The organism is Clostridium sp. (genome assembly GCF_016650095.1).
In the GTDB taxonomy this organism is placed as follows: Bacteria; Bacillota; Clostridia; order Clostridiales; family Clostridiaceae; genus Clostridium_AD.
Window position 1 is genome coordinate 1 of record NZ_JAENWL010000052.1, and the last position, 14206, is coordinate 14206.

Genomic DNA, 14206 nt, shown 5'->3' on the forward strand with positions numbered 1-14206 from the left:
AATCAGCTTCAAATTCAGGCACTAGTAGTACTTCGAATGCTGGTATGTCTAGTATGTCTAACATACCTAATATATCTAGTAGCACCAGTGATGCTTCTTTAAATGAAACAAAGAAATTAAATAATCAATCAGCAACAAATAAAGGTAATGCTAAAAAATAATTTTTAAGGGAAGCCCAAAATTGATGGGCTTCCCTTTATGTTTCAATTATCTGTCATAACTACCTCAGTTATTATGAGTATAACATATGTCTAAACATCCTCTTCTACATACGTAATATTACCATCAAAAATATAAGTCAAGGAAGTTTTTGAACCTTCAAGTGCAAGCATCATCTTTTCAATAACAACTTGTTCTTCCTTGTTAGTTGTTATTGAAAGTTTACCTTCCTCATTAACTTCAGACTTCAGTTCAAAATCATATATAAAATCGTTTATGATTCTTATCCACTCAGATTCGTCATCCGAAACTATGTTTTCCTTCTTTACGAAATTTTTAAGTGTTTTCTCTAATTGTTTTTTTGAGTATTTCAATATATTCGCCATTTTTTTTGCCTCCTAACTCTAACCCTATTAAAGTATAACACTTTTCACCAAAGATATATTATAAAAAAGGCACAAAAATAATAGTATTGATGAAACCGTAGTTTTCATCAATACTATTATAAACCATCTTATATGTAGTAGATAATTTTTATTTTATTAAGCCTCTACTGTAGGTTCAGCAATAACTGCTTCAGTATCTTCTTCAGCTTGTTCTTTCAATGCTATTATAGCTGCGTAGACTTGATCTGCATCATCTGTAATTTTTATTTTCGCATCTAAATCAAAGTCGTTTATTGTAATTGTATCTCCAAGTTTTTTTTCTGATACATCAATGCTTACTGAATCAGGCATTAGATTCATGCTACCAAAAACATCTATCTCAGATTTATGAACCTGTAACTGAAGTAAATTATCTATAACTTTTTCCTCACCCTTGAAATAAAGAGGTAATTGTAACTTTATTTCATGTTCTTGTGAAACAAGTTGTATATCTACATGATTGATTTTTGCTGATACAGGATGTCTTTGAATTGCTTTTATAAATCCAAATTTTTTATCCTCTCCGTATTTAACCCATACTTTCGCATTAGAACCATGTTTCCCAAGTATATTTCTTAGTTCTAATTCTTCAACCTTTATAGACATTGCTTCCTTAACGCTATCGCCATAAATTACACCTGCAATAAATCCGTCTTCTTTAAATTTTTTATTTCCTGTTATTCTTTCGAATGTATTCAAAATAGCTTTTTCCATAATAATTCGCTCCTCTTGGCTTATAAAGCCTTTCTGTTTATTATTTTACATACATATGTTACATATAATAATTTTCAGTTAAATTTGAGTTGAATTTTAAAACAGTCTATTTTCTACCAACAACACCTAAAAATTCAAGTTAAATAATTATAAACATTAAAACGTAACACTAGTAATTAAAACATAATTACATTATAGCACATATTAGCAAGGGCGTAGCTATAAGTTGGCTCCTTGCTAATAAAACTCTTCATTTAATGCTTTTTAACTGATATACTTATATATATAAATATCGATTGGAGGAATTACATTGATCCAATATAAAAAAATTCCATATATACAGCTTATCCCTATTATTATAATCACTTTTATTATTTATAGAATAATAAATAATATTGAATATATAGGTGATATTTTTCGTAAAATTTATTCTTTACTTATTTATTTTATTTGGGGTTTCGTTATAGCATATTTACTTAATCCACTTATGGTATATATTGAAAAGAAAACAAAAATAAAAAGAATTTATAGTATAAGCATAATTTATACAGTACTTATAGGTATCATATTCTTAATAATCACTTTGATTACTCCGAATGTTATTAAAAGTGTTGTTGATTTATTCAATAATATTCCACACTTTGCAAATGAAGCATATAATTGGTCAACTGATTTCCTATCTGAAAATAAACTGTTAAATAAGCTTGATGCTACTTCATACTTCAAAAGTTACCTAACTACTTTTAATAAAGATATATCTACATATTTTACCCCAGGTTTACAACTTTTAATTGATAATCTAATGGGTTTAAGTTCTTTTTTCATGAAATTAATGTCAGGAATCGTAATCTCAATTTACTATTTAATTGACAAAGAATCTATTATTTTCAATCTCAAAAAATTTATTTCTTCTTTTTTAAGTGAGACCGCGGCTATCAAAATGCTCAATTTAGGAAAAACAGTTAATACTATTTTTAACAAATATATTATAGGGAAAATAATTGACTCCATTTTTTTTGGTATTATTACTTTTATTGGATTTTGGATATTAAAAATACCTTATGCGCTACCTTTTAGTTTAGTAATAGCGGTAACAAATATGATTCCTTACTTTGGAAATCTTATGGGGATGTTTCCTGCTGTTATAATAACCTTATTCTTTAATCCAATAAAATCTATAGAGATAGTATTACTTATTACAACCTTAAGTAATATCGATGGATGGTTCATTTCCCCAAAAATTATTGGGGATAAGGTAGGCCTTAGTCCACTACTTATAATTCTAGGAATTGTTCTCGGTGGAGGGCTTTTTGGAATAGTTGGAATGTTACTTGGAGTTCCTACAATAGCATTAATAAAAACCTTATTGGAAGATTTAATGAATGAACGATTGAAAAACAAACAAAGTCACTAGATTTACAAAGGAGTGTATAAAATGTGTGAAAAACGAAAGATGCTAAATGGTGAAATATATAATGCCTATGATAAAGATTTAGTACTTTTAAGAAATAAAGCTAGGCATATTACAAAATTATATAATAATACTGACCCAGAGGAAACAATGGAGAGAATAAGTATTTTAAAAAAACTATTTGGGAAAATAGGAGATAATTTTGAAATAGAGGCTCCTTTTACTTGTGATTATGGCACCAATATTGAAATTGGAGAAAATTTCTATGCCAATTTCAATTTATTAATTTTAGATGATGGACTTGTCAAAATTGGAGATGATGTATTATGCGCTCCTAATGTAAGTATTTATACTGCAACTCACCTAGTTGATCCTATGTTAAGGCCAAAAAAAGCTGATTATACAAAAGCTGTAACTATAGGGAATAATGTATGGATTGGTGGTGGATCCATAATAAATCCTGGTATAACTATCGGAGACAATAGTGTGATAGGATCTGGTAGCGTTGTTACAAAAGATATCCCAGCCAATGTTGTCGCTGTAGGAAATCCTTGTAAAATACTAAAAAACATTGATTAGGATATTTAAATATTCACTTGATAAACTAAAAACAAACAAAGCTTGTACTTTGTTTGTTTTTAGTTTATCAAGTGAAAAAGATACTAATAGTTAATTATATATAATTTATATAAATAATTCTGGTTGTCTTCGATAAACGTAATCAACTTCTAATTCATGTTTATGCCTTAAATAATTTTCATCATCATAATACTTTGCGTTTGTTGGACATTTTTTAATACAAGCCCCACATTTAATGCAAATTCCATTTAATCTGGATACATCTTCAAAATCAATGGAACCCATAGGACATATATTAGCGCAAATTTTACAATCATTACAATTGCTATTTGTTTTTGGAGTAACCTTTCTAATATCAACTACGATCCCGTCTCTATTTTTAGGCATATAATGTTTTCTATAAGGCTTATTCCCATTTATAACTACAGTTTGAATGTTATCTTCATTTGTTATTTTCGTATACATTTTATTTGCAAAGTCACGTGCAATAACCATGTCTTCTTCATCTGGCCTGTTTTTCGCAAGAGTTTTAGAGAATGCATGTTCACCTATAAATGCACCTCCTCCAATAACTTTAAATCCATCTAGCTCCAGTATATCATTTAATTCTAATAGTGAATCGTCATAATTTCTATTTCCATAAACAACTACAGGAATTGCTAATGCGCCATTGCCTCTAATAGAATTTAAATATTTTATTAATATATTAGGAACTCTTCCTGCATAAACTGGGACTCCTATAATAACGACGTCTTGATGCGAAAAAGACACTATTTTTTCCCGAGCCGCAGGCAATGTAAAATCAATATTATTTGTAATTATTTCTCTATCAATGCACTGCGTAATTTTCTTTGCTATTCCACATACTATTTTTTTAGTTGTACCAGTGGCACTAAAATACATTGTATTAATTTTCTTATTCATAATATACCTCCTGTGATACAAGATAATTATATCACAACGCAAACATGAGACCAATATTTTCTGTTACTATTACTGTATTATTTTGTATGTGGTAATGGTATAATTGTAAAATTATTTTCTTTTGCCATGGGTTTTATTTGCACATATTTAGAAAATATTTATGAACTTCTAAATTACTCGTAAGCTCTGGATGGAAAGCCGTAGCAAGCATATTATTTTGTTTTACTGCTACAATTTTATCATCAACTGTACATATTATTTTAACATCATTAAAAACTTCCGTAATTACTGGTCCTCGAATAAAAACTAACGGTATAGGCTCACTTGAAATCTCACTGATCATAACATTCCTTTTAAAACTATCCATCTGACTTCCGTATGCATTTCTTTTTACTTTTATGTCCATAACTTTAAGTTGCTCAATTGGCGATCCTTCAATATATTTAGCAAGTAGTATCATACCAGCACAGGTTCCCCACACAGGTAATCCCGAAATGATTTTTTCTCTTAGTGGGATAAGCATTTTGCTTTCCCTTAAAATTTTTCCTATTGTCGTGCTCTCACCACCTGGCAAAATAATTCCCTGTATTCCATTAATATCTTCAAGATTCTTAATCTCTACAGCCTCATGTCCTATCTTATTAATGTGATTTATATGCTCTATAACACCACCCTGAAATGATAAAACTCCAATTTTCAATTTTACCATCCTCTTTCTGCAAACTTCTCTTTAATTTCGCTTATTTCTAGGCCACTCATTGATTTACCAAGGTTTTCTGAAGCTTCAGCTATAACTTTCGGATTATTGTAATATGTAGTTGCGAGTACTATAGCTTTTGCTACCGCCTGTGGGTTTTCCGCTTTAAATATTGCTGAACCTACAAAAATTCCTTCTGCTCCGAGTTGCATCATGAGTGCTGCATCAGCTGGAGTTGCTATTCCGCCTGCAGCAAAATTTACTACTGGAAGTTTACCATTTTTCCATACATATTCAATTAAATTAATTGGTGCACCAAAATCTTTAGCAATTGTCATTAGCTCTTCTTTTGGAGCATTTTTCACTTTTCTAATTTCATCCATTATACATCTCATGTGCCTGACAGCTTCTACTACATTTCCTGTACCTGCTTCACCTTTTGTTCTTATCATTGCAGCCCCTTCGGAAGTTCTTCTTAGTGCCTCTCCTAAATTTCTTGCTCCACAAACATAAGGAACCTTAAAATCCCATTTATTTATATGATACTGCTCATCTGCTGGAGTCAAAACTTCACTCTCATCAATAAAATCTACCCCTATCTCCTGAAGAATTTGAGCCTCAACAAAATGTCCTATCCTGCCTTTAGCCATTACTGGAATAGTTACAGCTGCTTTTATTTCTTTAATCATTTTAGGGTCAGACATTCTAGCCACGCCACCCTCTTTTCTAATATCTGATGGCACTCTCTCTAGTGCCATTACCGCGCAAGCGCCTGCCTTTTCGGCAATAATTGCCTGTTCTACATTCACCACATCCATAATTACTCCGCCCTTTAACATTTGAGCTAAATTTTTATTCATTTCATATCTTTCCATAATAAAACCTCCCCATACCTATTTAATAGGCAGAGTATACCATATCATTATAGTATTTTAACAATGTATGGGTACAATTCCGAGTGTATGGGTTCGCTTACTATATATACAGAAATATTAAAAAAGCTTTACATCAATTTAGTTTACTACTATACTTAAGGCAAATAATAATTTAATAAAATAAACAAGGGGAGCTCATTTATGAGCTGAGAAAGAGATATTATCACTGACCCTCATAACCTGATTTGGGTAATTCCAACGTAGGGAGTTTTATACAACGATGTTTTTGTTGCAGGCTCTTTATGAGCTTGCTTTTTTTTATTTTATAAAAAAAATAACTACAAAGGGGATTATAATATGATGTATACAACTCAAATGGATGCTGCAAAAAAAGGTATTATAACAAAAGAAATGAAAATCGTTGCAAAAAAAGAAAATATGCCTGAAGAAATTTTAAGAGAGAAAATAGCAAGAGGCGCCGTTGTTTTACCCGCAAATAAAAATCATAAAGTACTAAATCCAGAAGGAGTCGGAGAAGGCTTAAAAACAAAAATCAATGTAAATCTAGGCATTTCAAAGGATTGCTATGATATTGATGTGGAAATGAAAAAAGTACAGTTATCCATAGATATGAAAGCTGAAGCTGTAATGGATTTAAGTTCTTTTGGGAAAACAGAAGAATTTAGGAAAAGACTTATTGCGGATTCTACTGCTATGATAGGTACCGTGCCAATATATGATGCCTTAGGTTTTTACGATAAAGAATTACGAGACATTACAGCCAAAGAATTTATAGATGTAGTAGAAAAACATGCAAAAGATGGAGTTGACTTTGTAACAATTCATGCTGGTTTAAATATAGCAACTGCAAACGTGTTTAAAAGAAATAAGAGAATAACTCATATAGTATCAAGAGGTGGATCTCTTCTATATGCTTGGATGGAATTAAACCAAAAGGAAAATCCTTTTTATGAATATTTCGATGAAATTTTAGATATCTGCGTAAAATATGACTTAACTATAAGCCTTGGGGATGCCTGTAGACCTGGCTCTATTAATGATGCAACTGACGCTTGTCAAATCCATGAATTAATTGTTCTTGGCGAATTAACATTAAGGGCCTGGGCAAAAAACGTACAAGTTATTATAGAAGGACCTGGTCACATGGCAATAAATGAGATACAAGCAAATGTTTTACTCGCAAAAAAATTATGCCATGGTGCACCTTTTTATATCTTAGGACCCATAGTTACAGATATTGCTCCTGGATATGACCATATTACTAGTGCTATAGGTGGCGCTTTGGCTGCAAGCTATGGAGCTGATTTCCTTTGCTATGTAACACCAGCAGAACATTTAAGGCTTCCAAATGTTGATGATGTACGCGAAGGAATTATTGCTGCAAAAATTGCTGCTCACGCTGGGGATATAGCAAAAAATATCCCAGGTAGCCGCGCATTGGATAATGAAATGAGCACTGCAAGGCAAAATCTTAATTGGAAGAGAATGTTTGAACTTGCTATTGATCCAGAGAAAGCTATAAGATATAGAAAAGAATCCATGCCAGAGCATGAACATAGCTGCACAATGTGTGGCAAAATGTGTTCAATGAGAACTATGAATAAAATAATGCAAGGCACGGATCTCAATATATTAAGAGAAGATTCATAAATTATCTAACACAATCCAATCCAACTATTAAATGCCGAAAAACAGCAACATAACAAGAAACAAAAACACAGTAGATTTATACTTGCTCTACTGTGTTTTATATATTTATTCTTTTGCTTACAACTGTTCCCACTCAGATCTCAGCATTCCATATAAATACATATCATACCTTTTCCCATCTCTATGAAGAAATTCTCTATAGACCCCTTCTCTTTTAAATCCTATCTTCTCATATAGCCTTATTGCAGGCTCATTATATTCAATTACAGTAAGATGTATTCTATGAAAATTTAGTTCTTCAAAGCCAAACTCTATAGTTAACTTAAGAGCTTCCTTACCATAACCACATCCCCTATTTTTTTCTCCACCAATTCCTATATATATTAAAGCAGTACCATTATTCCAAGATATATCTTCAAATCCTGTAACCCCAACAAGTCCCTTTTGTTCAATATTTTTCACGCCAAAAATGTAGGCAGTATTTGATTTTCTTATATCACTAACTAACTCTTTTACATCTTCCATATTTTTAGGGATTGCACTTACTATATCATAATTACGCATAAATGATACATCGTTATACCACTTTTGAAATTCCAAAACATCTTCTTCATTTATAGATGTAAGCTTTATTTTTTCACCAACCAAAAGATTTTTCATTTTAATACCTTCTCTCTAGTTTTAATTTTAAGTTATATATACAGCACATTCAACAAAATAGACCAGCAGTGCGCTAGTCTATTCTGATAAATCTAACTTAGTAACCATCATCTTCGATGGCGTTAACATTAACCGTTACAAAAACCAAAGATATATTTTTTCTCGAGTTTAAAAGGGTGATAAGATAATTTAGATTTCCTTAGACCTGCAATGCCTAAGTCCTGCTCCCTATTAATTATCTTAACATCACTAAAACACCTATCAACAAAAGTTTTATTGATAAAGCTGTACACTCCCCTATAATCCATATCTCCCTTTTCTATATGAATTACAGCCAAATTATCATTTAATTTTTCCCCTAAAGTAAAAGCTACTATTTTTCTATCTACATACACAGCTATACCCTTAGTATTAACAATTTGCATATTCTCCAGAACATCCTTTATTCCCTGTAATTCGTAATAAAGCATATAGTCATCGTTATTACCTTCATACCATTTTTCTGCAGCTGCTATTACATCCCTTATTACTTCTACCTCTTTAATGTCCTTAACTTCATAATTATAATTCTTTATAAATGAATTGTAATGATTCTTTTTCCCATGGAGCTTCTTGCCTGAAAGCTTTATAAGCTTTTCAGCCTCATATAAATAGTCGAAATTATCTCTATCTTCCCTTATACATATACCCTTAACATCATCATATATGTTGCTTATTTCTTCCATAAACCCTTCATCAAGATCTTTGAATAAGTATTCCATATTATTTTCTGTTTTATAATCCATTAGTGCATCTATTATTTCTTTAATATTTTCCTTGCTATATCCAAAAGGTTGCATAAAATAATATTTTCCCTCAAAATCCTTTTTCTTTATTATTAGAGCACCATTATAAGTAGTAAAACAAATATCACAAGCCTCTCTCCATATATATAAAGTTGTAAAAGAATATTCACAGCTTAGAAATTTATATGGATATATAAATTTTTCAAATAGATCCTTATCTTCTATTGTAAGTCTTTTAAAAATCATCATCTCAACCTTTCCCCTTAGGATAAACCATAAATATCATCATTTTTTACATTCATTCTTAATTTTATACTGTTTGTTTGTTTTTTGCAAGTAGATACTTATATGAACCATAGTTACCAAATAGATACTTATAAATGATAACATGAATAGGAAACTTACTATTCTGTATTTATATTAACCACATTTCCAACTATAAATGCATTCTAATACATATATAAGTAATATATGATTTAATACTGTGGTATAATTCAATGATATAAAAATATTAGATATTTACCTTAATATAATTTTCACTGTATTAATAGACTAGGAGTTGATGCATACTTGGACAACATTTCGCTTATACTAGCTTTTTCAGCAGGATTACTTTCTTTTTTGTCCCCCTGTGTTTTACCACTTGTGCCAGCATATATTAGTTACTTAACCGGAACAACAGTTGACGAGCTAGATAGTAAAAACGCAAAATTAAATATATTATATAAATCTTTTGGATTTGTAATTGGTTTTTCTATTATCTTTATTTTGATGGGCGCTTCTATAACCTCTCTTGGTAAGATTTTAATTAAAAATCAAAACACCTTTAGAAAAATTGGTGGTTCTCTAATGATAGTATTCGGTCTTCACACAATGGGTTTATTAAAAATTAAATTCTTTTATAGAGAAAAAAGATTCTTTTCCTTTGATAAAGCTTCTGGCAAATTCGGCTCTATACTTATGGGGATGGCATTTGCTGCTGGTTGGACCCCCTGCATAGGACCAATTTTATCTTCTATCCTTATATATGCTAGTAGTTTTGAGACCATAGGAAAAGGTATCCTTCTGCTTAGTGTATATTCTTTAGGTCTAGGTGTTCCTTTTATATTAACTGCACTTGCAATAGGTAGTTTTACAAAGCACAAAAATGCACTTTCAAAATATTTGCCTATCATATCCAATATAAGTGGAATACTACTAATTGCAATGGGTGTTTTGGTTTTCACAAATAAAGTAAATATTTTAAGCCGTTACTTAAATTTTTTTAATTTTTAACGACAATCATCTTAATGTAATAATTAAACTTATTGGAGGATTAATAATGAAAAAAATAATATGGCCACTAGTTATTGTTTTACTGTTTGGCATAAGTATTTATTCTGTAACTAATTACAATAAAAATAAAGCAGAGGAACTCGCCATAGCTGCACAAGAAGATGCTAAGGCACAAATTGCAATCCAAAATGCAAAAGATTCTGCCGATGCAAAGGTTCCAGCTATTGAAGCTACAAAGGATGCGGCGAGTAAAATAGCTGCACAAGATTTTAAACTTAAAGATTTAAACGGAAAAGAAGTATCCCTTAGTGATTTTAAAGGTAAAAAAGTATATCTCAACTTTTGGGCAAGTTGGTGCGGTCCCTGCAAATCGGAAATGCCTGATATTGAAAAATTATATAATGAAACAAAAGAATCTGATTTAGTTATCCTAGCTGTAAATCTTGGTGAAACGAAAATCCAAACAAAATCCTTTATTGATGACAATAAATACACTTTTCCAATTTTATTGGATTTAGATCAGAGTGTAGCTAATCAATATACAATTCAATATATACCAACTTCCTATTTTATAGATAAGGAAGGTAATATTGTTTCAAAAATAAGCGGTGCTTTGACACTAGCCGAAATGAAAGATAATATTAGTAAATTATAAGACATCTCTTATAATATAGAAAGCCCCTTAGAAAATTTGCAATAATTTTCTAAGGGGCTTTTACTTATCTAATCATTGATACAAAATAAGGCTATTTATATATATCTGAGAATTCTATTGACAGATTTTCTTCATAGTTTGTTTCAAATACCTCTCTATTTTTAAGATTATTTTCTTCTTGCTTTGTATCAACTATTCTAACTGGTAGCGTTATAATAAATTCGCTTCCTTTTCCCTCGATACTGTTTACATGTATTTCACCGCCATGCATTTCTACAAGAGACTTTACTAATGCTAGTCCTATCCCACTTCCTTCATTATGCCTTGATGTAGATTTATCAATTTGTGCAAAACGTTCAAAAATAAACTTTAACTTATCTTTAGGAATTCCTATGCCTGTATCTTTTATGGATATTTCAATAAAATCACCTTTATCATAAATATTAACTAGAATGCTTCCATTTTTCTCAGTAAATTTTACTGCATTGGATAGTAAATTCAGCATAATTCTTTCTATTTTTTCTTCATCGAATGCAATTGTTTTTTCTTCTACATCTGTATCAAATATAAGGGTTATACCATGATTTTTTATATACTCAGCTACAGATTGAGATATTTCCTCTACAATATAAATTATATCACCATTTTTTAACTGAAGGCTTATGTAATTTGCCTCTATTTTAGTTGTGTCTATTATGTTGTTTATGAGTCTTAGTAATCTTAGCGAATTCTGATTCATTATATTAATATAATATTTTATCTTTTCGTCACCTAAGTTCTTTGATCCATCAAGAGATTTTATTAACTGTATTGTACTACAAATTACATTTAGAGGAGTTCTAAGTTCATGTGACAAATTAGCAAAGAAATCCGTTCTCACCTTGTCATATGCCTCAAGTTCCTTAACCCTGACGCTAGCTTCAGCACTTTGAACGCTAAGGACTTCAACTTGATTTTTCGCTATTCCAAGCTCATGTACCAAAGATAAAGCTTGTTTCACTGAATGCTTTAAGGTTATCAAAGTGTTTATTCGACACATTAGCTCATGCATATTAAAGGGTTTCTTTAAATAATCATTTGCACCGCACTCAAAAGATGTAACTAAATGCTCTAGATTGCTATCTGCAGTCATAATTAACACTGGTAGCTCAAAAATAGATTGTTTCTTCCTTATAATCTCACATACTTCATACCCTAAAATATCTGGCATCATCATATCAAGAATTACTAAATCTAAATCCACATTCTCGTCGACAAGCCTCAAAGCTGCCCTACCACTTTGCGCCTCTAAAACTTCAAAAGTATCATTTGACAGATAATTTTTGAGAACCTTAAGATTCACATACTCATCATCAACTATTAAAATTTTATATTTATCTTTGCTACTTGAATTTGTATTTTCATTAATAATTTTTCTAACGTGATCCATAGATATATTTTCTATATTTGGCTTTAACTCTATATGCTTTGAGTAGTTATATGACTCTTCTGATGTCTCTTCATTATCTTTACTATAAAGATTTTCCTGTGGGTTACTCAATAGATCTTCCTCTGTGCAAAGTGGGAGAGTAAAAATAAATTTACTTCCTTTTCCCATAATTGAAGAAACCCTTATAGTTCCACCCTGTATTTGGATAAGTTCTTTAGTTATATAAAGCCCTACTCCAGTACCGCCATACTTTTCTGGAATCCCATCCACCTGCCCATATCTATTGAAAATCTTATGAAGCTTATCTTGTGGAATTCCTATTCCTGTGTCTGTAACATAAATCTCAATAAAAGAATTTTTTACCGCATAGGATAATATTATCTCTCCTTCGAGAGTAAATTTTATAGCATTACTCAGTAAATTATATAGAATTTGTTGTATTCTGTCTTCATCTCCAAATACATATGGTGTATTTTTATCTATTGTATTTGTAAACACAACATTTTTATTGTTAAGAGATATTTGACTGAATTTCATTACCATTTCCACCAAATTACTTATATTAACAGGTTTTCTATGCAACACAATTTCGTTGTTTTTAAGCTTTGCAAATGTCATCATATCATCAACTAAATTAGATAATCTTTTAGCACTAGAATTGACCAAAAACAGGTCCTCTCTAAGTTCTCCCTCTAAACTATCACTTTTATTATTTACAATCCCTTCAGTTAACCCAATAATTCCATTCAATGGAGTTTTTAACTCATGTGACGTCACAGCAAGAAAATCATCTTTTAATTCATTTAAAGATTTCAGTTTAGCACTAATATTCTCAACATTCGAAAGCTCCTTAGCTTGTTGCTTTGCTAAAACATAGTAATTGGCTACAATAAAAATTAATGTTCCTAATGATATAAATGAATCTGTAATTATGATACTGTACTCATACATGATATCATTAATTCTTGTAACAAATAAAGCAAACAGACCTACCATAACTATGTAATCAGTTTCCTCGGTGTGTATTGATCTTCTAAAAATTTTGTACATTATATAAAATATAGATACAAGTGCAAACACTTCAAATGGTGCTATATAGTATAAATAATAGTTAATTGGCATAAAAATTACAATTAGAGTGTATACCCAAGCTATATAATTCGATATCTTAACAAATTTATGTGACATGATTTTTTCATATGAACTATCTATAAACAAAATAATAAATGGAATGTAACTGTAAAAGGTCCACACTTTTATTCTGCCGGATAAAAAATAATTAAAGTGGGGTAATAATGAACTCAAGAATCCTTCTCCAATAAATAATGTTCTAATGGCAATAATCACACAAATCATTGCAAAATATAATTGTGCCTTCTCCTTTCTTCTATTAATAAACACTCCAATACTATATATAGCAGCCATGACCGTACATCCAAAAAGAAATAAACTTAATGCTATCTTTTTCTCTCTCATAGCAGTAATTTCTGCTGATTCCCCGAGTACTAATGTATCTATATAACCATATTCATTATAAAAATTACTAACTCTAAGCACCAAATATGTTTCTCCATTTTCCACATAAAATGAGCCTATAGTTGGTGTTAATTGTGGAATCATTTCATTTTTAGTTTTGCCCACTTGACCAACAGAGGTTATTAATTTATTACCAGCCCAAAGTTCATATGCGCTTTGAATAAAATCTATCTTTACTGAGTAAAGGTCCTCCTTATTATCTATAAGTACTTTCAATCTATATGTACAATATCCCTGCTTCCCAAAAATACCTGGTAGCTGTTCATACCTAGTCGTTTCTGATGAATCACTTTTAAAATCCTTAGGTGAAAGTAACTTATTATCATAAAATTCCCATCCCCCATTAAGTTTTATCATACCATCCTTTTTAAAATCCCAATTTCTTAAGTCTAATACCCCTTTTACTGCCAA

13 protein-coding genes and 1 riboswitch are annotated in these 14206 nt (G+C 30.6%); of the genes, 5 read left to right on the top strand and 8 right to left on the bottom strand.

Features of this window, described 5'->3' with window-relative positions; genetic code table 11:
• Positions 1 to 251: 251 nt before the first annotated feature.
• Both JJE11_RS05120 and JJE11_RS05125 read right to left on the bottom strand, forming a co-directional pair.
• The gene (locus JJE11_RS05120) at positions 252 to 545 is read right to left on the bottom strand and encodes a hypothetical protein (protein WP_291633287.1); all 294 of its coding nucleotides are present in this window, start codon (positions 543 to 545) and stop codon (positions 252 to 254) included.
• A gap of 156 nt (positions 546 to 701) precedes the next feature.
• Positions 702 to 1298 carry a 50S ribosomal protein L25 gene (locus JJE11_RS05125; protein WP_291633289.1) on the bottom strand — a complete coding sequence of 199 codons (597 nt, stop codon included), beginning with the start codon at positions 1296 to 1298 and terminating at the stop codon, positions 702 to 704.
• A gap of 310 nt (positions 1299 to 1608) precedes the next feature.
• Between JJE11_RS05125 and JJE11_RS05130 the strand changes: the two genes are divergently transcribed.
• The gene (locus JJE11_RS05130; protein ID WP_291633291.1) at positions 1609 to 2712 is read left to right on the top strand and encodes an AI-2E family transporter; all 1104 of its coding nucleotides are present in this window, start codon (positions 1609 to 1611) and stop codon (positions 2710 to 2712) included.
• Positions 2713 to 2733: 21 nt separating this feature from the next.
• The gene (locus JJE11_RS05135; protein WP_291633293.1) at positions 2734 to 3288 is read left to right on the top strand and encodes a sugar O-acetyltransferase; all 555 of its coding nucleotides are present in this window, start codon (positions 2734 to 2736) and stop codon (positions 3286 to 3288) included.
• A 105-nt stretch (positions 3289 to 3393) separates the two neighbouring features.
• Here the strand turns inward: JJE11_RS05135 and JJE11_RS05140 are convergent, their stop codons facing one another.
• The 3 genes from JJE11_RS05140 to pdxS all read right to left on the bottom strand — a co-directional run bounded on the left by JJE11_RS05140 (position 3394) and on the right by pdxS (position 5784).
• The gene (locus JJE11_RS05140) at positions 3394 to 4212 is read right to left on the bottom strand and encodes an EFR1 family ferrodoxin (RefSeq protein WP_291633295.1); all 819 of its coding nucleotides are present in this window, start codon (positions 4210 to 4212) and stop codon (positions 3394 to 3396) included.
• A gap of 133 nt (positions 4213 to 4345) precedes the next feature.
• A complete protein-coding gene (gene pdxT, locus JJE11_RS05145; protein WP_291633298.1) occupies positions 4346 to 4912 on the bottom strand; it encodes a pyridoxal 5'-phosphate synthase glutaminase subunit PdxT in 567 nt (188 codons plus the stop codon).
• Between the two features lie 2 nt (positions 4913 to 4914).
• Entirely contained in the window at positions 4915 to 5784 is an 870-nt protein-coding gene (gene pdxS, locus JJE11_RS05150) for a pyridoxal 5'-phosphate synthase lyase subunit PdxS (protein ID WP_291633300.1), read from the bottom strand.
• Positions 5785 to 5961: 177 nt separating this feature from the next.
• Positions 5962 to 6068, top strand: a riboswitch (TPP riboswitch).
• A 73-nt stretch (positions 6069 to 6141) separates the two neighbouring features.
• Between pdxS and thiC the strand changes: the two genes are divergently transcribed.
• Entirely contained in the window at positions 6142 to 7455 is a 1314-nt protein-coding gene (thiC, locus tag JJE11_RS05155; RefSeq protein ID WP_291633302.1) for a phosphomethylpyrimidine synthase ThiC, read from the top strand.
• Positions 7456 to 7572: 117 nt separating this feature from the next.
• Here thiC and JJE11_RS05160 read toward each other — a convergent pair whose 3' ends face one another.
• Both JJE11_RS05160 and JJE11_RS05165 read right to left on the bottom strand, forming a co-directional pair.
• On the bottom strand, positions 7573 to 8121 hold the full coding sequence (locus JJE11_RS05160) for a GNAT family protein (protein ID WP_291633312.1): 549 nt from the start codon (positions 8119 to 8121) through the stop codon (positions 7573 to 7575).
• Positions 8122 to 8243: 122 nt separating this feature from the next.
• Positions 8244 to 9149, bottom strand: a complete 906-nt coding sequence (locus JJE11_RS05165; RefSeq protein ID WP_291633304.1) for a phosphatidylglycerol lysyltransferase domain-containing protein — start codon at positions 9147 to 9149, stop codon at positions 8244 to 8246.
• A gap of 321 nt (positions 9150 to 9470) precedes the next feature.
• On the opposite strand from JJE11_RS05165, the gene JJE11_RS05170 reads away from it, so the two are divergent.
• Both JJE11_RS05170 and JJE11_RS05175 read left to right on the top strand, forming a co-directional pair.
• Complete coding sequence (locus JJE11_RS05170; RefSeq protein ID WP_291633306.1) at positions 9471 to 10175, top strand: cytochrome c biogenesis CcdA family protein; 705 nt, start codon at positions 9471 to 9473, stop codon at positions 10173 to 10175.
• A gap of 46 nt (positions 10176 to 10221) precedes the next feature.
• Positions 10222 to 10830 (top strand): TlpA disulfide reductase family protein, encoded by a 609-nt coding sequence (locus JJE11_RS05175; RefSeq protein ID WP_291633308.1) that lies wholly within the window; start codon positions 10222 to 10224, stop codon positions 10828 to 10830.
• A gap of 91 nt (positions 10831 to 10921) precedes the next feature.
• Here the strand turns inward: JJE11_RS05175 and JJE11_RS05180 are convergent.
• Positions 10922 to 14206: ATP-binding protein (locus JJE11_RS05180; RefSeq protein ID WP_291633310.1), on the bottom strand; the 3285-nt coding region annotated here is incomplete at its 5' end.